Origin of the sequence: Leeuwenhoekiella blandensis MED217 (assembly GCF_000152985.1) — a bacterium.
In the GTDB taxonomy this organism is placed as follows: domain Bacteria; phylum Bacteroidota; class Bacteroidia; order Flavobacteriales; family Flavobacteriaceae; genus Leeuwenhoekiella; species Leeuwenhoekiella blandensis.
Map to the genome: position 1 here is coordinate 260,059 of NZ_CH672395.1, position 25,908 is coordinate 285,966.

Sequence of the window (25,908 nt, forward strand, 5' to 3'; positions counted from 1 at the left end):
TTTAAAGAAGTGTAAAGGGCATTTATGATCCTTAAATGGGGGTGAAAACAGAAATGATTTGCGATACTCTTGTTAAAAGCCCTTTGTTTTAGCTGAGCTTTCATCAACTTAGCTTACTTAATCTATATTCTCTTTAAGCAATGTTAAGCTTTTGACGCATAGTATATTTTTACCTTATTTTTGCCTCCTGTTTTTTAAAATGTACGCCTCTTGATTTCAAAAAGACTCCTCCTGATTTTTACGTTTGTTTGTGCTTTTACTTTAGAAGGTTTTTCTCAAGAAGAAGAACTGAATGCACTTTTTGATAAACCTGAAACTCCTAGTGAAAAAAATATCTGGAATTATTTTACCTATGATATGGGTAACGTATTTGCCGGAGTAGGCTATGCATATTCTCGGCCTTTACATTGGCAAGGAGATGATTTCTTACGCTTGGGAGCTGTGGCGGCCGGTACTACCGGTTTGTTTTTATTGGATGATGAAATACGCCATTCATTCTTATCGCATAAAGATGATGTTCCTGATATTCTATTAGATTATGGGCGCTATGCAGGAGCACCACAAAATAATTACGGACTTACCGGAGCTATTTATATGACCGGACTGCTTACTAAAAATGAAAAACTGCGCCGTACGGGTGTTTTAATGATCTCTGCAGCAACTGCAGCCGGATTTTTACAGCAATTGAGTAAAACTTTGGTTGGTAGAGCGCGTCCGGGTGCTGGTTTTGGTAATCATCATTTTAAACCAAATGGCGGCTCGGCGGCGTACCGCTCGTTTCCTTCAGGTCACGCGGTATTGACGTTTACCACGTCGTATGCGATCGCAAAGCAGTTTGATAATAAATGGGTAAAAGGCGGAATTCTAGCCGTAGGTTTAATTCCCGGGTTGAGTAGAATTTATGAGGAAGCACATTGGGCGAGTGACGTTTTCCTCAGTTGGGCAATGAGTGCCTTTATCGTTGAAGCCATTGACAAATATCTGGACCGAAAATATGACCAGAAGTATAATGACGATGGCATCGCACAACGCAAATCAGATTTTGAATGGAACCTCACCTTTGGCGGAAATCAATTGGGAGTGGTTTTTCAATTCTAGGATATATTCGATTATATAACAGCTTTTTAGCATAAGGCTCTGTTTGTGTTTAGTACTTTTAACGCTTGCTAACTTAATTCTTCCCACCAACTTGAGCTCTAAACGAAATATTTATGCGCGTTCCGGTCTTTTTGCTAAAGCAATTTTGTTTTTGGCAATTGGTGTGATCACCGCTATGGAGGCTTTTGGTTTAGGTGGTTTTAAAGCGGGTAGCTTTACCTTGATGCAGGTTTTAGCAAAGCAAGAGTATGGCAAAGCTCTGCTTATATTATGGGCGGTTGCTCTGCTGGGCTATTTGTTTTGGAGAGTTTATGAGACCTTTGCAGACAATGAAGGTTATGGCAAAAGCATCAAAGGCATTGGGGAGCGTATTGGCTTTTGTTTTGGTGGTCTTGTATATGGTTTTTTAGCTTTTAAAGCGATACAGGTTGCTTTTTTTGCAGACGGAATGCACATGATTTCCTCTTCAAAATTTCAAGAATTAATGCACACAAGATTGGCTCAAATTGCAGTTGTAGGTGTAGGAATTGGGATGCTAGGAGCTATGCTCAACGAATTTTATATCGCCATTTCCGGTATTTTTACAAAGACCATAACCTATGATCGCATTCCGGAGAAATTTAAAATTTGGATAATTAGCTTTGGGAGAATAGGTTACTTCGCCAGAGGGTTCACCGTAGGTATCGCAGCACTTCTTCTGATGGATACGGCGTATACTGATCAAGATATTACTAATGCCAACAAAGAAGCTGCTTTTTCTTTTGTGCAATATGCCTTCGGAAATTTTATTTTAGGAGCTATTGCTATTGGCTTTATTATTTATTCTTTCTATGTTTTTGTTGAAGTACGCTACAGACGCATCGACATGGCACAAAACTAAAAGCCCGATATCAACGACACCGGGCTTTAAATTTTCATACAGAAACTTCTTACTCTGCTAGCAAGCTCTCATTAAACAGCTTCAAAATACGTTTGTATTCATCAGTCCAGCTGCTGGGCTCTATAAATCCGTGACTTTCTACAGGGTATACTGCGAGTTCCCAATTGTCTTTTCCTAACTCGATCAAGCGCTGTGTTAGACGCACCACATCTTGAAAATGTACATTGGTGTCTACCATTCCGTGCTCGATCAATAAATCGCCTTCTAAGCCTTCGGCGAAATAAATAGGCGAAGAGCGTTTGTAAGCGATAGGGTCTTGTGACGGCTCGTTAAGAATATTGGCCGTGTATCCATGATTGTAATGTGCCCAATCGGTTACCGAGCGTAGTGCGGCTCCTGCTTTAAAGGTTTCCGACTCGTTGAATAATGCCATTAACGTGATGAAGCCGCCGTAGCTTCCGCCGTAGATACCAACTTTTTCTAGGTCGATATCGTAGTTTTCGACTAAATATTCGACACCATCAACTTGGTCAGAAAGATCTTTTCCGCCCATATGGCGATAAATTCCAGTTCTCCAATCGCGACCATAACCGGCACTTGCACGATAATCAATATCGATCACGGTGTAGCCTAGATCGGTCAACATATTGTTGAACATATATTCTCTAAAATAGCTTGACCACCACTTGTGTGCATTTTGTAAATAACCGGCTCCGTGTACAAAAACAACGGCCGCATTGTTTTTTACAGAAGCTTCAGGAACATACAAACGCGCAGGCACCATAGCGCCGTCGTCTGCTTTAAACGTGATGTTCTCCGGTACGCGCCAATCGTAAGATTGAAAAGCTTCAGATTGCCCCGAAGTCAATTGCTGTGCATCTTTAGACGAACCGGTTTTCTTAAAATACAATTCCCAAGGTTTATTGCTGAAGGAATTGCGAATCGCCATATACTTTTCGTCAGGAGAAAGGCTTACTTCGTTATTTCCGGGCAGGTTGGTAAGCTTTTGCATGCTACCACCCATCACCGGCATTTTGTAAAAATGACGCTCGCCGGGACCAACTTCTGAAGTGGTCAAAAACCAGGATTTTTTATCATTAGACAAAAACGGATCAAACACTTCGTATTCCCCTTCAGTCAAGGCTTTTTTGGTTCCGGTAGTTACGTCTAACAAATACAGGTGGGAATACCCGCTAGCTTCAGACTGAAAATAAATATGCTTATTGTCTGGCAACCAACCTAAAGTTCCTCCGCCAAAAGACCAACCAATACCGGGACCGGCGATCCAGGCTTCGTCGCGTTGACGATCTAAGGTTTCTAGGCTTCCATCTTCAAGATCAAGCAATGCGATCCAGCGGTCTTTATTGTCTTTAGAGCGAACATTCACGATAGCCTTGCTTCCATCTTCAGAAAAAATCGCTTGTGAAACAATCACCTCGCGTTCTTTTTCTTCCCATTCTTTATCCGGATAATCCTTGGTATAATCAGGCAAATCTGTGATCCCCGGAAGCGTTGACGTGTCGACAGTATAAACCGTGTCTTTCTTGATGTTGTAAACAGCCAAAGAAACTTCGGTTTTATCTTCACCTACTTTACTACGTGCGCGCAAGTTTTTGGTATATCCGCTTGCATCCACATAATTAGGTACATCGGTGCTCTCACCACGGTCACGTTCCATCAACATAATGGTGATAAAATCAGCTTTTGGGCCTACTTGCAATCCTGCAACTTGCTTGTCACCGTGATAAAATGTGTAGGGTTCAGGATCTGCTGTCATCTCGCGATAAGCTCTAGACAACGAGTCTTGCTTTTCACGCTCGCGTACGATTTGTAACAGGCTTAAATTCTCGTCTTTTAACCATTGGTTCTTTTCAGAAAGTTTTTCTTCACGGGACTCACGGGCTTTGCCGCTTTGAATATTGGTAAGCTTTTTAAGCGTGCCGGTTTCTGTATTCAGCACATACGCATTGTCATCATATTCAAAGGCAATTTGCGCTTCGTCAGCCAAAAATGTAGGATTGCCTAATCGCCCGCCAAGGTCGATCAATTCTTTAGACGTATCTTTTTTTAGATCATAAAGAAGCAGTGCGCCGTCTTCAGAATATAATTTTTTGGTTTCATCTTGATTCCAAGTGCCGTAAGGGCTGGTCATCGCTTTACGCTCGGCTAGACTTACCTTTTGGATCTGATCAAGATTTGAAACTTCAATTTTATAAAGACTGTCTGACGGATTTTCTTCAGGATTGTAATTAAAGTAAATGGTTTTACTCTGTGGTCCCCAATTGATGCGGTCAGGAAAGGTGCCCATCCATTTAGGATCTTGCATAATTTTTTCTACCGAAAGCGCACTGGTTTGAGCTATGAGTGCGGTGCTGCCTAAAGCTATAAAAGCAAAAAGCAGGGCGTGTAGTGTTTTGTTCATAGAGAAGTCATTGAAATTTTAGTCGCCGTAAGTTACAGAATAGTTGAAAAAGGAAAGCGTGCCGGTAGCTGCAGAATTCTTAAAAAATCACGGTAATTCTTGAATATTTTAATCCTGAATATCAGAAAACAAAAAAGCCTCACCATTTAAGGTAAAGCTTCTCAAAGGTTTCACTACAAAACCAGTTTTCGGTGTTACCCGAAAACAACACAACTTCTTTATAAAGTACCGAATCGGAGGTTCGGTTTAATTTCTTGAATAAAGCACAAAAATAGTATTAGTTTTTGAATTTTTATTAGATAATTCAAAAATTTAAGGTTTTAAGGCTATCAAAACGTAAACCGGCAAATGGTCTGAAGGATAATGTAAGTCTTTAGAATCACTTAATATTGCGTGTTTTAGCACCTTGCTGGTGTTGCTCTTTACCTGAAAAATATAATCGATTCTTCGGGTTACCGGCTCGGTAAATTTGAAACCGTTAAATGTTCCTTTTGGGCCAAAAGCTCCGTTGGGCGCCAACTCATAGGTGTCATCAAGTTCGGTTTTTAATACGGCAATAGGAGCGCTGTCGGGTTCCAGATTTAGATCACCGCTTACAAATGCAGGTAAGTTTTTAGGATTCAATTCTTTGATTTTTGCTAAGATCAAAGCGGAAGCATTTTTGCGCGCTTCAATACCTACGTGATCAAAATGGGTGTTGAATACATAGAACTTTTCACCAGATTTTTTGTCTTTAAACAGTGCATAAGTACAAATACGCGGAAGCGCCGCATCCCAACCGGTAGATATTTTTTCAGGCGTTTCAGAAAGCCAGAAGGTATCATCTTCCAAGACTTTAAGTCGGTCTGCATTATAAAATATTGCCGAAAATTCACCTTTATTTTTTCCTTCGCGGCCAACACCTACGTGCTTGTAGCCGGTAAGATGCTTACCTAAATAATCCATTTGCTCGGGAAGTGCCTCTTGCACACCCATCACATCTGGCGCATAGAACAACACTTGACTGGTAAGATATTCTTTGCGCTTGCTCCAAGCATCAGCTCCGTCAGATTCGGTAGCCATTCTAATATTATAAGTCATTAAACTTACCTCTTGTGCGCTGAGTAGATTCAGGCAAAAGAACAGGCTTAAAAAGGCAAAGATTGATTTCATTAGGGTTTAGTTTTTTTAAAAACTGAAAATTAAAACAAAAGGCTTCCATCAAATGTTGAGGCCGTGTTATGAGATCATTAAACTATTGCATCGGCGTGCCACGAAGACGCTCAAAGTTTTTATACTCACGAGTAACGCGTGCTGCAGGAGCTTGTTCAAATTCTTTTTGAGTAACGCCGTAAACTTCTTGAACGGAATCAAGCTTTTTATGCAAGCGTTCGATCACATTGGCATACGCAGGATCATCAATTTTATTCTGAATTTCTTGTGGATCACTTTCCAGATCATAGAATTCCCAAGTGTCGATGTCATCATAAAAATGCATCAACTTATAGCGTTTGGTGCTGATTCCGTAGTGCTTTTTAACCATATGAAAGGCAGGAAAATCGTAGTAATGATAATACAGCACCTCTCTAAAATCATCATCAGCAACTTGTTGCTCTAATACCGGTCTCAAAGATTGTCCTTGCATATCGGCAGCCAAGTTGTTACCCTCGGCATAATCGAGAAAGGTTTGTGCAAAATCTAAATTTTGAACCAGAGCTTCGCTTTGGCTTCCGGCTTTGATCGCTTTAGGATATTGAATCAATAAAGGCGTACGATAAGATTCTTCATACATATACCGCTTATCAAAAAAGCCTTTTTCACCTAAATAAAAACCTTGGTCAGAAGTATACACTACAATGGTGTTTTCGTCCAAATTATTGGCTTCCAGATAGTCTAAAATATTCCCCACGCCTTCATCAACCGCCGCGATCGTCGCCATATAATCGCGTAAATACCGCTGTCCTTTCCATTCGGCTAAGGCTTTTCCGTGCAAATCGGCTTTATGAAACGCATCATTTTTTGCCTGATAAGCTGTATCCCAAGCTGCACGTTGTTCCGCCGTCATGCGTTCAAAATCGGTAGTCCAGGGATTGTGTGCCAACTCAGAACTTCCAAGTTTCTTGGTCATTTTAAGATCGTGACCTTCATACATGTCCTCGTAAATCGTCTGTAATTGCTCTTTGGAAGCCTGTGATCCTTCGTGATCTGTAAAATAGGTTTCTGGTAACGGAAAGTTTATCGAGTCGTATTTGTTAGCATAACGCAGCGCCGGCATCCAGTTTCTATGTGGTGCTTTGTGGTGTACCATCATAAAAAAAGGTTTTGTAGTGTCGCGTTGTTGCTCAAGCCAACTAATCGCATCTTCAGTGATGATATCTGTGGCGTAACCTTCAATGCGTGTGGTGTCGCCTGCTTCAATAAAATCTGGGTTATAATAATTGCCCTGATCTTTGATGATTTTCCAGTGATCAAAACCTTGCGGATAGCCGTGTAAATGCCATTTTCCCAAAATAGCGGTGGTATAGCCTAATTCCTGAAGTTTTTTAGGAAGCGTGGGTTGATCGCCATCAAAACGATCTCCATTTTGTCTAAATCCATTTATATGACTGTGTTTTCCGGTAAGAATCACTGCTCGACTCGGCCCACAAATGGAATTGGTAACATAGGCCCGATCCATGCGCATTCCGTTTTGAGCGATTCGATCAATGTTGGGAGTAGGTGCCAACTGACTCACCGGATGCCCGTATGCGCTTATTGCCTGAAACGCGTGGTCATCAGACATGATGAAAATAATGTTAGGTTTTTCTGGTTTTGCTTCAGTGATTTCAGTGTTTTTTGTTTCGGTTTTACAGGAATAAAATGCCGAAATTATTAGAAGTACCGAAAGAAGCTTTTTCATAAAATTATTTTTTTTCAACACGCTCTTCATGCTGAATCATTTGATTTTCATTGACCACCGCATTGATGAATGTGGCGATTTCATTTACAAAAGCATAACCCAGATTTGCCCAGTCATGATTACCCTGAGGCGCCGTAAGTAGGGTGTAGGAGGCATCCAGATCTTTTAATCGAGCTGCTATAAAAGCATCTCCATCCAGCGGAAGAAACCCAGGAGTATCCGGTGCGCAAAAGTGATGCGGCTGACTGTTATACGGTACCAAATTGTCTGCGTCTCCGTGAATGAAAAACCCGGGTACAGCATTTTCTTTGGTGATGTAACGTGCATCTACAACCGCGCCCGCAAGAGAAACCACAGCTGCAATTTTAGGATATGCTCCCAGATCTTTAAAGTCGGGATGATTGGCCATATAAGCCGTGTTTAAAATCCCTTCAGCACCGGCACTGCTGCCTGCAAGAATGATCTTTTCAGCATCAAAAAGGAATTCAGTATTCGATTTTAAATAGGCGATCGCTTTTAAAATATCTGCGGTGGTTTGCTTAAAGGTGTCCATTTTCTCTGAAGCAGGACACGCACATCCAAAACCGGTGGCTTTGCCTTTTCGGGTAAGATTATAACTCATAGAAGCCACCGCATATCCCTTTCTGGCTAGCGTTTGAGAAAACTCAACCTCCATCGGATTGTCGCGTTTTCCACCGCTAAAACCACCACCGTGAACGAGTATGATTAGTGGTCGGTCACTGTCCTTTTCAGCTTGCTTTGCAGTATAAAAATCCAGCTTAAGCGTGTCGCTGTAGGTATGTGTAGATTTAACCAGATCGGCATAGACTTGTCCGACAAATTTTTCCTGTGCTTGCGCGACAAGAGTGATAAAAAAGAAAACAAATAGAATACTGATCTGGCGTTTCATCTGGCTAAAAATTAGTTTAAAATAAAGGTTTCTTTAAGCGAGGCATTACTGTCTCCGCCTACAAAAACTTCAAATTCTCCGGGTTCTGAAATAAATTCAAGCGAACCGTTATAGAATTTTAAGTCTTCTGCTTTTAAAGTTAGTTCAACGGTTTTGGTCTCTCCTTGCTTTAAAGACACTTTTTGAAATCCTTTTAAGGTGCGCATAGGTGGCGTAATGCTACGTACCACATCGTGAATATAGAGTTGTACTACTTCGGTACCGTCGTAAGCTCCGGTATTGGTTACATCAACCATCACGGTAACGTCTTCATTTTGCCCGATGCTTTTTGAACTCAATTTTAAATTGCTGTACTCAAAAGTGGTGTAGCTTAATCCGTAACCAAAAGCAAGCGCAGGAGCATTTGGCGTGTCTAAATATTGCGATTTGAACTTTAAGAACTCAGCAGATGGCGCAGGACGTCCGGTGGTTTTCATACTGTGATAGACCGGAATCTGACCTACATTTTGTGGCCAGCTGGCTGTTAATTTTCCTGAAGGATTATAATCTCCAAAAAGCACATCAGCAACAGCATTACCGGCTTGAATTCCCGGATGCCAAACCTGTAAAATACTTACCGGAAGCGCTAATTCTTCAGTGATGTCTAGCGGTCTTCCGCTCATTAAAACAAGAACTACAGGCTTGCCTATTTTTACTAATTCTTGAATTAAGGTTTTTTGACTTTCAGGAATAGTAATATCGGTGCGGCTTGAAGATTCCCCGCTCATTTCGGTAGCTTCCCCTACAACAGCAACTACCACATCTGCAGTTTCAGCATTCTGAAGTGCTTCTTCAAGTAGTGTTTCAGGAGTTGCTTCTGAAATTTCAATACGCGGGCCAAATACATTTATTTTTTTCGCGTAAGCGGTATCATTAGAAATATTAGCACCTTTTGTATAGCTGATCTCAGCATTAGGAGCCACATTTTTTAAACCTTCAAAAATAGGTGTTGAAAGCTGTGGGTCACCGGTAGGAGCCCAAGTCCCTAACATATTGTTTTTATTGTTAGCCAAAGGACCAATCAAGGCAATCTTGGCCGTTTTGTCTAGCGGAAGCGTCTTGTTTTCATTCTTCAACAACACAAAAGATTTGCGGGCTGCATCACGCGCAATTTCTTTATTTGCTGCGGTGAGAATATCACGCTCTGGACGCTTACTGTCTGAATATTTATAAGGATCGTCAAAAAGACCAAGCTTGTATTTTGCCTCCAAAATACGACGGCATGCGTTGGTGATGGTGGCTTCAGAAACTTTGCCTTCGTCAACCGATTTTTTAAGCGTAGTTAAGAAGCCTTCGCCTACCATATCCATATCTAAACCGGCATTGATGGAAAGCGCAGAAACGGCTTGTAAATCACCCAATCCGTGAGCGATCATTTCATTTACAGAGGTGTAATCTGAAACTACAAAACCTTCAAAGCCCCATTGCTCGCGGAGCAAATGGGTTAATAACCATTTGTTTCCACTTGCAGGAACACCGTCTACGTCGTTAAACGAACTCATCACACTTTCTGCACCGGCGTCTATCGCGGCTTTGTACGGTGGCAAGTATTCGTTAAACATTTTTACACGGCTCATATCGGTCGTGTTGTAATCGCGACCACCTTCGGCAGCGCCGTAAAGCGCAAAATGTTTTACGGTTGAGATCATCGTGTTTTCTTCGGTAAGATCTTCTTGCTGATAACCGGTAACCATGGCTTTTGCGATCGCCGAACCTAAATAAGGATCTTCACCGGCACCTTCAGAGATACGCCCCCAACGTGGGTCGCGCGCAATGTCAACCATAGGAGAGAAGTTCCAGTTGATTCCGTCTGCAGTGGCTTCTTTTGCAGCGATCTGAGCGGTTTTTTCGATCAATTCCATATCCCAACTGCTGGATAATCCTAACGGAATAGGAAAAGTGGTTTTGTACCCGTGAATGATATCAGAACCGATCAAAAGCGGAATTCCCAATCGGGTGTTTTTTACAGCGATCTCTTGGGCCTGACGAATTTTATCAGGTCCGGTCACGCCAAATAATCCACCTACATTTCCGGCTTTTATTTTTTCTTCAACATTCTTACTTACTACAGATCCGGTTGCGACACCGCCGCCGGGCGTAAGCAAATTAAGTTGACCTATTTTTTCTTCTAAGGTCATTTTTTTTAGCAAGGCTTCAACTTCAGGAATAGGTTGGGCTTCCTGAGCGAAGGTTTGCATGCCGATAAGAATAACGGCAGCAAGAATTAGTTTTAAGGTTCTATTTTTCATTTGGGTTGCAATTTTGTTTTTGTGTGTATTTTAGTTTTTGGTATGACTGAAAAGCCACTGGAGAAAGTCAGGCTCTGCAAAAGCAGGATCCCAACTGTTATGATTGGCGTGCTCGTAAACCGTAACACGCGGTTTTGCACCGGCTTCAAGCATCGCGGTTGCCATTTGTAAACTGTAAGTGGGTTTTACCACATTATCATCGGCACCGTGAATGACCCAAAATGGGGTTTTTAAAGCATAATTTTTTACAGGTTCTGTACTGCCGGCACCACAAATAGCGATCGCAGCAGCAAAGGTGTCGGGATGGCGTTGCACCATTTCATAGGTTCCCATTCCGCCCATGGAGAGTCCGGCAATGTACACGCGTGAAGTATCTACTTTTCCTTCTTCAATAAAAGAAGAGACGAGTTCGCCGGCCATTTTTAAATGCGGCGTAGGTTTTTGATCGGGGTGAAAGGTGATCCCAATAGGATAATTGCTACGGTCAACATCTACATTGGCCCAGTATGAATCTTTAGGGCACTGCGGAAAGATCACAATCGCTGGAAAAGCATTCCGCATTCCTGGATTTGCAAACAATGCAGACCCGTGTGTAAGCTGTGATTGGTTGTCTGACCCGCGCTCTCCCGCACCATGCAAGAACAAAACCAAAGGGTATTTTTTAGTTTGATCATAGTTCAAAGGATACTGAATGCGGTATTGCAAACTGTCTCCTTCACTGTGATATACTGCTTGTTCAAAACTGTCTTGAGCTAAAGCCAATGTACTGGTGAAAAGCAAAAAGAATATGGAAAATAAGGTCTTCATATTATTGAGGTATGGTGTAGTTAAAATTGAGTTTGTCTAGCCCGGCTTGTACGCTTTCATTCTGCATAAAGAGACGCCAAAGCAAGCCACTGCGGTAATTCTCGATCATTACAATTATTGGGCCTTGATCTATTGCCAGATAGGCTTCGGCTACGGTATAATTTTGTTGCGGACTAAAAGCATCATAAAAGCCGGCAGGTCCTAGCAGTATGTTTTCAAGATCATAAAAACTGCGTAAAGCTGCCATGGATTCTTGGGGTGTATACGGGAACGAACTCAATGCAGCAGTAGGTGAAATCACGCCGGTGTCATCACCCGGGCGATGCGCTTTGTAGCCTAAACTTCCGTCTGCATTTAGGGTGTAGCTTGCGGTTAATCCCCACAAATCCTGACCATAATCGCGCCATCCTAATGGATTTTGAACGCAATAGGCGTAGTTGCTTAATGCGTGATTTACCGTTGCGGTCTCATAATTTACATAAGCATCAGAAAGTCCAAAAGGATTTAAACCTAAATAAGAATAATGCGCCCAAAAAAGTGGGCCACCGGTTTGCTCTGCTCCCGCGTGTTTCACTTCAAGGGGATACCCAAAAGCATTCGCCGAAGAGGCGATAGCTCCATTTTGTGCCCAGCCTTCCTTATAAACTTCAGGTTCAATACTGAAATTTTCTGAAGCTGCAGCTAGTATGTAGGTGATGAGCGTCTCGTTATAGCCTTGTAATTTTAGGTTGATCGCAAAGTCATTATTGGGGCTCCAATGCCAGTACAGCGCATTTTCGCCTTGCGTAAACCAATTCCATTCTACTGCGGAAACTAGATCAAAAGCTTGTGTAGCTAAGGCTTGTTCATCGCTTGAGCCGGATTTAAAATATTCACCCACGGTGATCAATCCTTGAGCAAGGAATGCAGTTTCAACTAAATCTGCCCCGTCATCTAAATCTGAAAACGGAATCACTTCACCGGTGCTTCCGTTAAGCCAGTGTGGCCAGGCACCGTGAAAACGATCTGCGTGTTCCAGAAAATCAAGGAGCGTTGTAAGTCTGTTAAAGCCTTCGGTTCTGGAGATAAAGCCACGTTCTATTCCTAACAAGATCGCCATCATTCCAAAGCCGGTTCCGCCGGTAGTGACAATATTTTGATCCTGACTAGGATTAGCAGGAAGGTAACGCTCTCGCGCACCGCCCGATTCCGCGTTAGCAAAATCCCAGAAATACTTAAAGGTTTCTTCTTGAGTGAGGTCTAATAATTCGTCATCGGTCAACTCCGGTTCAGGTGTGGGGTTTTCACCCCCATTGCCTTCTTCGGGAGTTTCCTCAGGAAGTTCAGCGACAGCATCGCCGCTGTCGCTGGAACACCCAAGTAGTGCTAGTGTTAGCGCTATGTAAATAGAATACTTAATCTTCTTCAGTTTTTAAATAAGGGCTTGAAAAGCCTAATTTTCTCAATCCGTTAAGGACGTCTTCATTGTTCATAAACAGATCCCACAATAATCCGCTGCGGTAATTCTCGATCATTACAGGAATTGGTCCTTGATCAATCGCCAGATAGCGCGGCAAATACCAATCTTCTTCAAGGCTAAACGCATCGTAAGGGCCATAAGTTCCTACAAGAGAATCCAGATCGGTGTACAAATGCTCTAAAAAGGCCTTGCTTTCTTTAGGGGTGTAAGGCATAGACGATAATGCAGCAGTGGGCGAGATCACACCGAGGTCATTGCCAGGGCGGTGACCCGCATAACCCTTCATAGAATAACTAGATGTCATTCCCCAAAGCTCAGGACCGTAGCCTTTGAATTCTTTAGGATTATCTAGTGCATACTCATATTGAATTTTTGCGTGATTTACATTCAGTTTCCAATATTCACCAAATTGATCAGTCAAGCCTTTTGGGTTAAGACCTAAGTAGCTGTAATGTGCCCAAAATAAAGGGCCTACCGGAGCATCATCATTATGCTCATAATGGTTAAGCACCGTGCGCAAACCGTACATTGTGGTATCTTTTGCGATCTGACCATCAACAGCCCAACCCTTTTCATAAACTTCTTTTGAAATAGGGTGGGTAGGAGAAGCAGCAGCAAGAACATACATTACCAAAGCTTCGTTATAACCACCTACGGGGAAATTCATTTCCCAGCCTACATTAGGGGACCAATGCCAGTACAGCACGTCTTCACCTTGTGTATACCAATCCCATTCTACTTCTTCCCACATACGCTGAATTTGCGCTGCGAGTGCCTGTTCTTCTTCAGAACCGTCTTTATAATATTCTGCAACGCTAAGTAAACCTTGAACCAAAAAAGCGGTTTCAACAAGATCTCCACCATCATCATTTTTACTGAAAGGTTTTACCTTCCCTGTGGTGCCGTCCAGCCAATGCGGCCAAGCCCCGTGAAAACGATCTGCATTATCTAAAAAATCAACTATTTTCTGAAAGCGGGCAAAAGCCGAATCCTTTGGGATAAACCCACGTTCTGCTCCGGCAACGAGAGCCATTAGGCCAAAACCGGTTCCACCTATGGTGACCACATTTTTATCATCAGAAGGGTAGATGCCGTCCATATGAATACGCTCTGGCGCTAAGCCTGAATCTGTATTGGCACCTTCCCAAAAGTAACTGATGGTCTGTTTTTGAACTTCGTCAAGAAGTTGGTCTTCTTCTGTGGAAGCTGGGGAAGTGGTGGCAGCCACTTCCCGGTTTTCTTCCGCAGTATTTTGATTCTTACAAGCAACGAGTGTTGCAAGAACCACTACAATTAAAATAAAACGCATAAAGCTTCTTTAATGTGTTTAGTACCCAGGATTCTGAGTCATCTCTGGAGTTTGAACCAATTGGTTGTTTGGAATTGGGAACAACTCGTGTTTTCCGGTTACAAAGGTTTTTCCGTCTGCTGCCATTGCTGCTTGAGCCTGACCGGTACGATTTAAATCAAACCAGCGGTCGTGCTCCATAGCTAACTCCAGGCGACGTTCTGTCCAGATCGCTTGGCGTACAGTTCCTTGATCTGTAGACGTTACAGCCGGTAAAGAAACACGTGTTCTTACTTGGTTAAGCGGTGCCAAAGCTGCGCTGGTTTGTCCAAGTTCGTTTAATGCTTCAGCACGAATAAGGAGTACTTCCGCGTAGCGTAAAACTCTGATGTTTTTATCACCGTCACTTTGACCTGCATTTGAAGAAGAATAGGCCTTCTCGTTATAACGTGGATTTTCTACACCGGCATTTACTTCACGACCGTCAAAAAGGGTCTCGCCGGCAAAAATGATGGTTGCATCACGACGAATGTCATCACCTGCTGCGTTAAACGCATCTTCTAGATTTTGAGAAGGTGTGTTGAAACCCCATCCCCAACCACCGGTACCACGGGCACCTTGGGTTTGAGAATATTGTTGCACTCCGTGCTGAGGAATTTCTCCACGCGCTTGGATTTCAAATAAAGAACCAGGACCGTTTTCACCGGTTTCTCTCCAGATATTCGCATAATCAGGATCAAGACTGTATTGGTTAGACGTGATCACATTGTTTGCCATATCTGCGGCATCTTGCCAGCGTTCTTGGTATAAATACACCTTAGCCAATAAACCCTGAGCAGCACCTCTGGTTGCACGACCTAAATCTTCGGTCGCGTAGTCATTTTTTAAGGGAAGCGCGTCAATCGCATCCAATAAATCTTGCTCGATATACGCGTATACTTCGTCAACCGGTGCACGCTCTACAAGGTCAATTTCCTGAATAGGAATTGCTCCAAACGAACGTACTAACCAGAAATAGTTCAGCGCTCTTAAAAATTTAGCTTCTCCTACAACTCTAGAGCTAGGAACCTGAGTTTGCCCTTCATAGTTTTGCGCGATATCAATAGCTTGAGATGCGCGCCCCACAGTTTTATACCACTGCGTCCACATTGCAGTTACCGAACCAGACGAAGAAGTAAAAGTCAAATCGTCTAATACGCGCTTGTCTGCCCCAGAATCGGTAGGCGAACTTCCTTTATCTGAATTGTCAGAAATGATTTCGGTGATTCCCAGGTAAGAGAATGCATAAGAGAAATCGGTATGCATCCCATATACTGAAGTAAGAAATTCAACCGGTAAATAGTCTTCACCATCTTCGGCGACAGGATCTACAATATCTACATCTTCAACAAAGTCATCACAACTGCTAAAGACAAGCCCGGTAAAAAGGCTTAATACGAGTGTTTTATATATAAATTTCATAGTGCTTTGTTTTTTATAATTTGAAGTTTGCTCCAACAATGAACGAACGAGTGTTAGGATATGCTGAAAGCTCGATACCCGTTGTATTTGTAGGGTCTCCATTTTGATTTAGTTCTGGAGTAAATCCTGAATAATCTGTAAACATAAATGGGTTTTGAAGCGTTACATACACGCGTGCACTGCTTACAAATGAAGAGATTTCAGGTAATGTGTATCCTACGGTAATGTTGTTGATTCTAAAGTAAGAACCATCTTCTAGGTAATACGAAGAAGCTTCAACATCACGATCTGCTCCGGGATTCACGTTAGTAGAGCCTGGTCCTGTCCATCTTTTGTTAAAGATGTCTTCAGAAATATTTTCTCCACCTAGTCTTGTGCTGTAAAGTCCGTTATAAACCTTGTTACCGCCTACACCAAAACCAGAAACACTTAAGTCAAAGTTTTTGTAGTTAGCACCTATATTGATCCCGTAGTTATACGTAGGAATATAAGAACCGAAATATTTTTTATCACGGTCATCAATAACACCATCATCATTTTGATCTACATAACGCAAGTGACCTGGAGCAGCACTACCTAAAGAAGTGTTGTTGTCGATCTCTTCTTGTGTTTGCCATACGCCGTCTGCTTCATACATCCACCAGGCAAAAATAGGCTGGCCTTCAGCAAGACGTTTTGTGATACGACCGTTACCTAAACTACCACCAATGGCACCGTCATAAGCAGGTCTCACATTTTGTACGCGGTTTTTATTTGTAGAAAGGTTAACACCAATGTTATATGTAAAGTCAGAACCTATCTGATCTCTCCAGTTAACTAAGAATTCAAAACCTGAGTTTGAGATCTCTGCAGCTTCATCAAAGAAGTTGCTGCTGAATTCTGAGTTTAATAACGGACGCACATTTAAAATAGCGTTAGTATTTAAACGGCTATAGTAATCGATCGTACCTGAAAGTTTTCTGTTGAATAAAGCAAAGTCAAAACCAGCTTCAAATTCTTCAGTCACCTCCCAAGAAAGTGGGATTGCCGGTGTTCCTAAAGCAGCACCTACAATTAAGCTTTGAGTAGGTCCAAATACATAGTTGGTGTTTCGGCTTCCTGATCCTGCGTTGATCGACTGCACGTTAAATGGAATCGCCTGGTTACCCAATTTACCCCAACCTGCAAACAATTTCAGGTTGTCTAACACGCCGTTGTCTTCCATAAAAGCTTCGTTAGTCATCGTCCAACCTAAACTTACCGCCGGGAAGTACCCAAAGAAGTTGTTGTCTCCGGTAGCAAAATCACTAGTACCATCACGTCTTAATACTGCACGTACATAGTAGCGCTGATCGTAGTTGTATTCTACACGACCAAAATAAGATTGTAGATTGGTGCTTTGATACGTATCGCCATCTACGTTGTCATTAAACAACTGGCTTGTTCTCAAGTTGAAATTACGCAGATTAGGATCAGCCTCTACATCGTAAGCCTGAGACTCTGTAAATTCTCCACCTTGATAGTTCTCACGGCTGATTCCTACGGTTGCGCTCAAGTTGTGCTTGTCAAAAGACTTGTCATAGGTAAGGAAACTTTCAATATTCCAACGATAAGATTCTGTACGTCTAATCGTGTAAGAGTTGTTTGCATATTCTGTAGAAACCACACCATCGTCATTAGGCACACGTTGTGCATCAAAAAATGCTTCGGTTCGGTTAGGGTCGGCATTTAACCACTGACTTCTAATATCTGTAAAGCTCTTGCTGGTTGCATAATATTTTGTCGCACCAAAACGGGTAGTCAACATTAAATCATCTGTAATGTCAAGTTCTGCAGCAATTTGTCCCTGAAGACTGGTTGTATTGATCTGCTGATCTTGATAATATACTTGAGAAACCGGGTTTCCGTGTGAATTTAAACGACCTAGAGTTTCTCCCGGTTGTGTGTTAAAATCTACAACTCCGGTAGTTTGATTAACAAAAGATTGCCCAAAAAGCCCATTGTCATAACGTACAGGAACCAAAGGAGACTGGCGATATGCCGTACTGAAAGCTCCAAAGGGTTTTGGTGTTTCGTTAGTATACGCCACGTTTAAGTTTTGTACAAAACGAAGACGGTCATTGAACAGGTGATAGGTGTTGTTACTGCGTATCGTACCACGATTGTATTGCTGACCTTCTAAAATACCTTTTTCCTGATACAGGTTGTAGCTTAAGAAATAGTCGATGCTTTCTCCCGCTCCGGAAACCGAAAAACTATTGTTGTTGATCGTACCGGTTTGTAAGAGTTCGTCATACCAATCTGTATCGTAACGCTGGTTTTGCTGAAGCAAGAAACCACCGTTTGCAGCACTTTCTTCATTAAAGTATTGCGTGTACTGTGCTGCATTTGCCATTTTTACCGGATTCAAAATGGTTTTTGCACCGTAATACGACTCAAAGTTAAACGTGGTTTTGCCTTGTTTACCTCGTTTAGTAGTAATCAAAATAACCCCGTTTGCTGCACGTATCCCGTAAATGTTAGCATAAGAAGCACCCTTAAGGAAGTCGATAGACTCGATATCGTTAGGGTTGATGCTTGTGATGTCAGATAAAGGTTGACCGTCTACAATATAAAGCGGCGATCTACCACCTTCTGCAGTACCTAAACCACGCATCAAAACCGTAGGCGTAGAACCGGGTGCATCGTTTGCGATAATATTTACACCGGCAACTTTACCTTGAACAGAGGTTAATGCGGAAGTAGCGGGCTGCTTGGTAATCTCTTCGTTATCAACAGAAACGATCGCACCGGTGATATCAGATTTTTTCTGGTTACCATAACCTACTACCACAACTTCGTCTAATTCGCTAGACTCATCTTGCAACGCGATGTTATATACATCGTCATTAGTAATAGAAAACGTTTGCGTCTGGAATCCTAAATACGTGATGCGTACTTGATCTCCTACGACAACTTCTAAGGAGTAGTTTCCGTCAAAATCGGTAACAGCATATTCGTTTTTGTCAACGACTTTTAGTTCTGCTCCCGGAAGCGGTACATCACGGGTATCGCGTACTGTACCGGTAACTGTTTTTGTCTCCTGCGCTTGCACTCCTAAGGTGATCAGCGACAAAAGAAACAGAAGGGTTATTTTAAGTTTCATACACTAAAGTTTGAGTTTGTTTTATGTGAATTTTGGGTGAATATAGCATCACAATAAGTTAATATAGGTACATAACAAATACATCAAACTGTTAAAAAGTAACAATGAGCTGTAAAACAGTAGTTTGTGGTTTGATATTTTGAGTTATAACGTTTTCGTAAAAGCCTTTGATGTAGTAATGAGAAAGTATAAATCACTAAAATTGATTATTGAAGTATGAGAATTTAATAATTTTTAATAAGATATTTTGATAAATTCTTACCACTCTTCAAGTCTAGTTTTTTACGTAATCGGTAACGGTGAATCTCTACTCCACGAACAGAAATTGCCATCAACGGAGCGATTTCTTTAGTGCTTAAATTCATTTTTAAATACGCACATAGTTTTAGATCCTTCGAACTCAACGTAGGGTGGTCTTCTAATAATTGCTGAAAGAAATCATTATTAATTTCTTTGAACGTAGTCTCAAATACTTTCCAATTGTCTTTTGCATCAATGATATGATTGATCTTATTTTGAATAGAATTCACTTTCTTCTGATTGTCACTTTTATCCTTTACAGCTTCCAGATCATTTTTTATATCTATCAAACTACTATTGCGTTTTGCAGCCAGATAGGTGGTATTAGCAAGTTCTTTACGCTTGGTGTTTATTTCTTCGAGTAAGGAGTTGCGCTCAGCGATTTGGTTCTTGCGTTCCTGTTCTTTGATCAGGCGTTCTTCGAGTTCTTTGCGATGCTTGTTGAGCTTACGCTTGTTGATAAAGGCTACGATAAAAACGACACCAAATAGCAGCAATACATAAATCACGATCATAAGGTTTGATAAGAACCAAGGCCGTTTGATCAGGAAACTGACCACTAGTGGTTGCTCGCCGCGTGTGCCATCAAGTTCAGGCCAAATCTTTAAGGTGTAGTTTCCTGCCTGTAAATTTTGAAAACTCAAGCTACCGTCTGATTGGCCTTTCAAACCGTTAGAAAGTGTGTAATAAAATTTAGGATTATGCAGTTGCGGTGCTGCGATCGCAAGTTCGATCTGTGCAGCTTCTTTGTAAGGGATCTCAAAGGGACCGGACAAGGCAAGTGACTCTTGCTTAGTTGTGAAGCCATTGAGTAAAGGCTGACTCAGTTCTAGCACGGTATTGTTGCGTTGCAATTGGGATAAATTGAGCTTTGCAAATCCTTCGTTAAGCGTGATGTAGAAAATACTATCGTTACGCTTGATGATTTTCTCATAATTCTTAATGATGCGCGCTTCAAGCAGAGGTTCATCAATAAAAATGCTGTCGCTTTTAAAGTCGGTATAAATCAGTCCGTTACCATTACGGTTTTTAAACCAGTAACTATTGTCTTGATTGCTGAGTAAGGCATACGAGGTATAAGGTTTTAAATCAGTAAATTCTTCAAGGTCATCGCTAATGCTGTTGTAGCGGTACCAGCTTCCGGCATTATAAAATGCAATTTCACCTTCCACTTTGTGAATTTCCGTCTTATAGGCTGCAAGTGCTTCGTGCTCCGTATACTGTTCTTTAGTTTCAATACGTTGCTCGTTGAGGTTGAGTTGTGCTCTGTAAAAACCTTTGTAAGGATGTGAAGCCCAAAAGTAGTTTTGATCTTCAAAAATCACATTTTCTACCGGTGCACCACCGCCATCAAACAGCGCTTGATTGGATAGTCCGTTGGCTTGGAGGTCGTATTGTTTGATGCCGTTATAGGTGTTGTTAAAGAAAGAGTTAGTCTGCGGAATTGCGGTAAGGCTATAGCTTCCTGATATGCCAGAAATCAGTGTTAAGGCATCATTCTTAAGTTCAAACAAACCAAGATTATGGTTTACAAACAGGCGATCTTCAACCTTAGTCAGGCTCCATACCTGCCCTTGAGAGCCGGGAATAAAAAAGATTCCCTCCTGAGTGACTTTATGCAATCCAGTGTTACTTCCCGCGTATAAACTTCCTTTAAATGTCGCGAGATCATAGACCGCTCCCAGTTGCCCCGTATTGTCCAGAAGGTATTGAATAGGCGTATCGGGTAACACCACATCGATCCCATTGTCGAGACCTATCCACACTTTTTGTTCGTCTCTGTGAAGGGAGAGCACGGTATTGTTTTGCAAACCATTTTGCCTAAAATGATTCTTTAAAGAACCTGTTTTGGGATTGTAATAGAGTATCCCGCCTTTAACCGTACCAATGATCACCAGTTCTTCAGAAACCGGTTGAATTTTATTGAGTTCATTTACTTCTAAAAAGGCTTTTAATTCGGGCGTACCCCAAGAAGTGAAGGTTCCGTTTTGGAGCGCAAAAATACCCTGGCGGCGTGTTCCGGCGAGCAGCGCTTCTTCATAGGTGCTCAACTCGATTATGGAGCTTTCGTTGAGTGTATTTTCTGCAAAGGAACTAAAAGTATCGTCTGTAAATTCAAAAATCTCCCCATAATTAGAGCCTATAAACAAGCGATTTTCTTCAATATGAAGCGCTGTGATGATGGTTTTAGGTTTGTGGGTCGTGATGCTGTTACCGTTGTATAAATACAGATTACCAAACGACCGAAAAACTACAGCGCCTTGCCACAGCGTGATTTGCCAAAACTCTTCATTAGCAAAGCTGGTCGTTATAAGATTAGATAAAGAAGTGTATTGGAGGCTGCCATAAGCGTCCTCGGTCCAATAACCAAATTCTTCATAGGAGCCGGTGTAAATGCGGTCATTAACGCAAAAGACCGAGCGAATGGCTGTTTTATTAGGCAAGGTAAACACCTCCCAGCGTTGTCCGTCAAAGCGGAGTAAACCCTCATTATTAGCGGCGTAAAGTGTACCGTTGTCGTCGGTGCTGAGCCCCCAGTTTTGACTTGCAGCATTATAGGTTTTACTGCTGTAATTGGTTACCGGCGGAAGAAAATTTTGAGCAAAACCGGCATTGTTCAGTAAAACTAAAGCAAGGAGTAAAGCGAATTTATGTAGTTGTTTCAAAAGCATTTTTTAAAGACTGAAGGATAACGATATCGATTGATTTTAGAACTACGCTTAGGTATTTTAAATATGCCTGAGGGGTTATTTTCGACACAACACGTGTACGTAGTGCAATCACCAATTTCAGTATCAGATGGTAAAATTATTAAAATGTAAAAACGTGGTACACTTTTTAGCGCTTCTTTAATGGCATCGCCAAAGGCTTTAATACGGCAAAGCTTGTCTGGAGGTCCTTGATCGATCTATGCGGTTGCCGGAGGAACACTACCCAGGCGTTGCGAATTGAGAATAGCAAGAAGTAATAAACCAAAAAGCGTAAGGATTAAGTACGGAAAAGCTACGCCTTGGTCGATCAAAAAACCGATCAATAGGGGTGCCGCTGCGGTGCTCAGGATCATCGACATGGAGAATAAGCTATTCACCGCTCCTAGTTTTTGAGTTCCGTAAACTTCAGCTAAAACAGCAGATTTTACAGTACCTGCGACTCCGGTGGTTATTCCGGTCATAATTAAAAAGATCAAGGCTCCCAGAATGCTATCCATAAACGCAAATGGCAATAATCCCAAAGCCTGTGGAATTAAAAAAAAGCGATAGAGCTTTTTGGCAGTAAACTTGTCTACCCATAGTCCGCCTATGACTGACATCACAAAGCGTGTGATCGCATAACCAGTAAAAAACGCGGCATACAGAGAAACCGACCATCCTTTTTCTTCAACAAAGGTATATTGGTATAGAAATACCGCGGTTGAAGTAAAACTCAGCATAAATGTAGAAGGCATCAATATCCCAAAACGCCGGTCTTTGATGAGTCCGCCAAAATCTTTAGCGAGTAGTTTTAACGAAGGTTTTTCAGCCACTTGGCTCTCCTGGTCAAAGTAGCTCAAATCTCTAAAGGAGAGTAAAAACAGGTATAAGATCAAAAATCCCGCACTGGCTTGGGCCGCAACTTCAAAACCATAGGTCACGATAAGCGTGGTGATACAAATAGGAAAAATAGCCTCTCCCATCGGGAATCCTAAAGCAGCAACGCTTAAAGCTTTACCCCGGTTAGGGCCATAATAGCGGGACATCACCGTCTGACTGATATGGCTCAACATCCCTTGACCGGTCAGGCGCAAGCCTATCATTGCTAGAATAAGTAAACTGATGTGATACGTAGAAAAACTAAGCAGTAAACACGAGAGGATCAACCCCAGGAAATTGAAAAAAACCACAAGCTTTACCGGTTTGTGATCTATGGTATGCCCTACGGTGATCAGCACTACAGAGGCGATCACAGTGCCCAAAGCGTAAATGCTTCCAAAGGTTCCTTCAGAAATAGAAAAGGTTTTGATGATCTCAGGAACGTAGAGCGAGATCAAGAAGGTTTGCCCAAAACTGGACAGAAAGGTGAGCACCCAGCCAAAACTAACCGTCTTGAAGTTATGTCGTAAAAAATAAGCGAGGCTTTTCACAAATATTCGTTCTGATTAACTTCGGATTACAAATCTAAACAAGAGTGTAGTGCCGCTAAAGCTTTAACGCATTCGTTTTAAGATTTTTATCAAAAATGAAATAATTACCACACATCTTGTCAATCTTGTTAGCAATGGCCATAAATACCCTTGTTTTTATAATTCTAAGGATGCAGGTTTAAGATTTGCACCCTTTTAAGAGAATTGAGAGCTAAGCTTACGAACTTTACCTAGGAAAAGTGGTAACCAGATCGCTTTCTCCCTTCTTAATAAAATTGTTTTATGACCAACTTTCTTAACACAAGTACCTTGATCGCGATTATAATTCTGCACGCTTTTGTGGGAAATAATGACCAGTATTTCAAAAAAAAGAATCCGGTCCATATCATAACGACCTGGGAACTTCCTGATGCGCTTGAGGAGGTGTCCGGACTTTCTTGGATTGGAGATCAAAAACTGGCAGCAATAGAAGATGAGTCTGGTTTGATCTATATCTATGATCTAGCCGAAAAGCGCATCGAACGCATTATTGAATTTGGCGATGATGGCGATTATGAAGGTGTTGCCGTGGTGGGTAAAGATGCTTATGTAATGCGCAGTGACGGCTTGCTGTTTGAAGTGCTTGATTATGCAGCAACGCATCCAGAGACTAAAACCTATCAGTCAGCGATGTCACACAAAAATAATATTGAAACCCTGGCGGTTGACCCCAAAAACCATCGCTTGCTTTTTGCACCAAAAGATTTGGATCCCAACGACGAAGATATCAAAGGGATTTATGCATTTGATCTTAAAAAGCATATGATGTTGCCCGACTTGGTCGCTCCGATTGCGATGAAAGACAAGGCGTTTAAAAAGTTTGAGAAGCATAAAAGCTATCGTACGTTTAGACCTTCAGATCTGGCGGTTCATCCTAAAACCGGAGAACTGTATATTTTAGAAGGGGTGAATCCTAAACTTATTATTCTCGATACAACCTACGCCATCAAAAAGGTTTACGAGTTGGATGAAGATGATTTTGCGCAACCTGAAGGCATCACTTTTAGTCCGGAAGGTCGTTTGTTTATTTCGAATGAAGCCAGCGGCGGGACTCCCAATATCCATGAAGTTGAAATAGAGTAGGTAGGTTTGACTTTAAATTGCCTTTACAATTCTTAACCCAATGCTAACCTGTAGAAGTAGCATAGCTTAAGGCTTTATTGTTTTTTTGGAAGGATTCTCGAAGGCAAAGCACCGAAGGGAACATTTTGCTCGTAATCCCAAATAACAATTACCTTAGCGCTTATGAAAACCTTACTTTTAGCAGGTCTTGTAGTAGCGACTTTGTTCAGCTGCAAATCAAAATCTGAAGAATCAAAAGTGATGCATACACCACAAAAAGATCGTTTAAATATTCAGGTGCAGGGGCACAGAGGCGAACGCGGTAATTTACCGGAGAATTCGATACCTGCGTTTTTAGGCGCCTTGCGCAAAGGCGTTGATGTATTAGAATTGGATGTGGTGATCTCTAAAGATCAGCAGGTGGTGGTAAGTCATGAGCCGGTGATGCTTCCTTTGTATATGCTCACGCCGGAAGGGGATTCGATTCCGCAGGATAAGGAAAAGGAATATAACCTGTACCAAATGGACTACGCCGAGATCAAACAGTTTGACGGCGGTTCTAAAGGAAATGTGCGCTTTTCACAGCAGCAAAAAATGAAAACCTACAAACCTTTACTGAGCGAAGTTTTTGATACGGTTGCTGCAAGCATTAAGGAGGAAGGGTTGAAACCCGTAAAGTTCAACATCGAGATCAAATCAGTACCTGAAGAATACGATGTGTTTCAACCCCAACCAGAAGCTTTTGTAGATCTGGTGATGGGCGTAATTCAGGAAAAACAGATGGAAGAACACATCAATCTTCAGTCTTTTGATCCGGCGATATTAGAAGTGGTACATACCAAGTATCCTGAGATCGAACTGGCGTATTTGGTTGGTGAAAACACCTATGCCGAAAACAAAACCAAGCTGAGTTTTCAACCTGAGATCTACAGTCCGTACTTTAAATTACTAGATACTGCTGAAGTCGCGCAAATTCATAAAGACGGTTTAAAAGTCATTCCGTGGACGGTCAACGAACCGGAAGATATTGATGCGGTAATTGCGCTTAAAGTAGATGCCATCATCACCGATTATCCCGAGCGTGTGCTTGAAAAATTAAAATAAAGAAGGTCTCAAGTTTTCAGTAGTAGTTGTAACGACGGGTTAATCAGTGATTTTAAACATGATGCTTTAGGTAGTTTATGGCATTAAAGCCGCTCTAAAAATTAATAGGTTTCCTAAGATAAATCGCACTAAGGGTTTTAGCTTTGTCGGCGTTTGCCTAAGGTTTATGAACAAGAGTATGCTTAGATCAATTTTGCTTAGCTGTGGTACAGCCCTGCTGGCCTTACTCTATATTTTGGCGCCACTGCATCAATTCGTGTTAGAGGCCGCTCACGACCTGGAACACGAGTTTGATCACATCACGCAAAGCGAACATCAACACGATTTTTTTTCTGCCGAAGAACTCCTTGCCGAGGCCGGTCACGATCATCGCACTTTAGAATACATCAAGCAAGTACTCGAGCCTTTTGAAGACGATCTCAAAAAGGAACAAGAAAAAGAAAAGCCTACTCCCAAAAAGGTGGATAAGCACCTGCGCTTTGAATATGCGGTAGCATCCCCTGTGGTTGTGCAACACTTCATAAAACGTCAATTTGATCGTAGGACAGCAATACACAACGCTTTGCCTGTATTGCAACCGGTACCGCCTCCCGAAGTTTAAGAATAGCTCAAATCACATTTTTTAAAACCTGATGCAATAGCATTCAGGTTCACGTTGAGGTGCCGTA

The 25,908-nt window shown here is 41.9% G+C and carries 17 protein-coding genes; 5 read left to right on the top strand and 12 right to left on the bottom strand.

From position 1 onward, the window contains the following. Window positions 1–210: 210 nt before the first annotated feature. Both MED217_RS01200 and MED217_RS01205 read left to right on the top strand, forming a co-directional pair. The gene (locus MED217_RS01200) at window positions 211–1,098 is read left to right on the top strand and encodes a phosphatase PAP2 family protein (protein WP_009778641.1); all 888 of its coding nucleotides are present in this window, start codon (window positions 211–213) and stop codon (window positions 1,096–1,098) included. A gap of 91 nt (window positions 1,099–1,189) precedes the next feature. Next, entirely contained in the window at window positions 1,190–1,978 is a 789-nt protein-coding gene (locus tag MED217_RS01205; protein ID WP_040532487.1) for a DUF1206 domain-containing protein, read from the top strand. Window positions 1,979–2,027: 49 nt separating this feature from the next. Here MED217_RS01205 and MED217_RS01210 read toward each other — a convergent pair whose 3' ends face one another. From MED217_RS01210 to MED217_RS01265, 12 genes are all read right to left on the bottom strand, one after another. Then, window positions 2,028–4,400 (bottom strand): S9 family peptidase, encoded by a 2,373-nt coding sequence (locus MED217_RS01210; protein ID WP_009778643.1) that lies wholly within the window; start codon window positions 4,398–4,400, stop codon window positions 2,028–2,030. A gap of 312 nt (window positions 4,401–4,712) precedes the next feature. After that, entirely contained in the window at window positions 4,713–5,552 is an 840-nt protein-coding gene (locus MED217_RS01215; protein ID WP_009778644.1) for an endonuclease/exonuclease/phosphatase family protein, read from the bottom strand. Between the two features lie 82 nt (window positions 5,553–5,634). Next, window positions 5,635–7,278, bottom strand: coding sequence for a sulfatase family protein (locus MED217_RS01220; RefSeq protein WP_040533108.1), 1,644 nt, complete (start codon window positions 7,276–7,278; stop codon window positions 5,635–5,637). A gap of 4 nt (window positions 7,279–7,282) precedes the next feature. Continuing rightward, window positions 7,283–8,188 (bottom strand): alpha/beta hydrolase, encoded by a 906-nt coding sequence (locus MED217_RS01225; protein ID WP_009778646.1) that lies wholly within the window; start codon window positions 8,186–8,188, stop codon window positions 7,283–7,285. Between the two features lie 11 nt (window positions 8,189–8,199). Then, the gene (gene bglX / locus MED217_RS01230) at window positions 8,200–10,476 is read right to left on the bottom strand and encodes a beta-glucosidase BglX (RefSeq protein WP_009778647.1); all 2,277 of its coding nucleotides are present in this window, start codon (window positions 10,474–10,476) and stop codon (window positions 8,200–8,202) included. Window positions 10,477–10,506: 30 nt separating this feature from the next. Then, on the bottom strand, window positions 10,507–11,283 hold the full coding sequence (locus MED217_RS01235; protein ID WP_009778648.1) for a carboxylesterase family protein: 777 nt from the start codon (window positions 11,281–11,283) through the stop codon (window positions 10,507–10,509). A 1-nt stretch (window position 11,284) separates the two neighbouring features. Next, on the bottom strand, window positions 11,285–12,691 hold the full coding sequence (locus MED217_RS01240; protein WP_040532489.1) for a glucoamylase family protein: 1,407 nt from the start codon (window positions 12,689–12,691) through the stop codon (window positions 11,285–11,287). Continuing rightward, a complete protein-coding gene (locus tag MED217_RS01245; RefSeq protein ID WP_009778650.1) occupies window positions 12,678–14,051 on the bottom strand; it encodes a glucoamylase family protein in 1,374 nt (457 codons plus the stop codon). Before MED217_RS01245 ends, MED217_RS01240 begins: the two co-directional genes overlap by 14 nt. Window positions 14,052–14,069: 18 nt before the next feature. Continuing rightward, the gene (locus tag MED217_RS01250) at window positions 14,070–15,491 is read right to left on the bottom strand and encodes a RagB/SusD family nutrient uptake outer membrane protein (RefSeq protein ID WP_009778651.1); all 1,422 of its coding nucleotides are present in this window, start codon (window positions 15,489–15,491) and stop codon (window positions 14,070–14,072) included. A gap of 13 nt (window positions 15,492–15,504) precedes the next feature. Beyond that, on the bottom strand, window positions 15,505–18,615 hold the full coding sequence (locus MED217_RS01255; protein WP_009778652.1) for a SusC/RagA family TonB-linked outer membrane protein: 3,111 nt from the start codon (window positions 18,613–18,615) through the stop codon (window positions 15,505–15,507). A gap of 224 nt (window positions 18,616–18,839) precedes the next feature. Further along, a complete protein-coding gene (locus MED217_RS01260; protein WP_154648886.1) occupies window positions 18,840–21,581 on the bottom strand; it encodes a helix-turn-helix and ligand-binding sensor domain-containing protein in 2,742 nt (913 codons plus the stop codon). Between the two features lie 242 nt (window positions 21,582–21,823). Beyond that, window positions 21,824–23,035, bottom strand: a complete 1,212-nt coding sequence (locus MED217_RS01265; RefSeq protein WP_009778654.1) for an MFS transporter — start codon at window positions 23,033–23,035, stop codon at window positions 21,824–21,826. A 282-nt stretch (window positions 23,036–23,317) separates the two neighbouring features. On the opposite strand from MED217_RS01265, the gene MED217_RS01270 reads away from it, so the two are divergent. The 3 genes from MED217_RS01270 to MED217_RS01280 all read left to right on the top strand — a co-directional run bounded on the left by MED217_RS01270 (window position 23,318) and on the right by MED217_RS01280 (window position 25,841). Beyond that, window positions 23,318–24,157 carry an SdiA-regulated domain-containing protein gene (locus tag MED217_RS01270; RefSeq protein ID WP_009778656.1) on the top strand — a complete coding sequence of 280 codons (840 nt, stop codon included), beginning with the start codon at window positions 23,318–23,320 and terminating at the stop codon, window positions 24,155–24,157. 162 nt (window positions 24,158–24,319) lie between these two features. Beyond that, on the top strand, window positions 24,320–25,240 hold the full coding sequence (locus MED217_RS01275) for a glycerophosphodiester phosphodiesterase family protein (RefSeq protein WP_009778657.1): 921 nt from the start codon (window positions 24,320–24,322) through the stop codon (window positions 25,238–25,240). 178 nt (window positions 25,241–25,418) lie between these two features. Further along, on the top strand, window positions 25,419–25,841 hold the full coding sequence (locus MED217_RS01280; RefSeq protein WP_040532491.1) for a hypothetical protein: 423 nt from the start codon (window positions 25,419–25,421) through the stop codon (window positions 25,839–25,841). The last annotated feature ends 67 nt before the right edge of the window (window positions 25,842–25,908 follow it).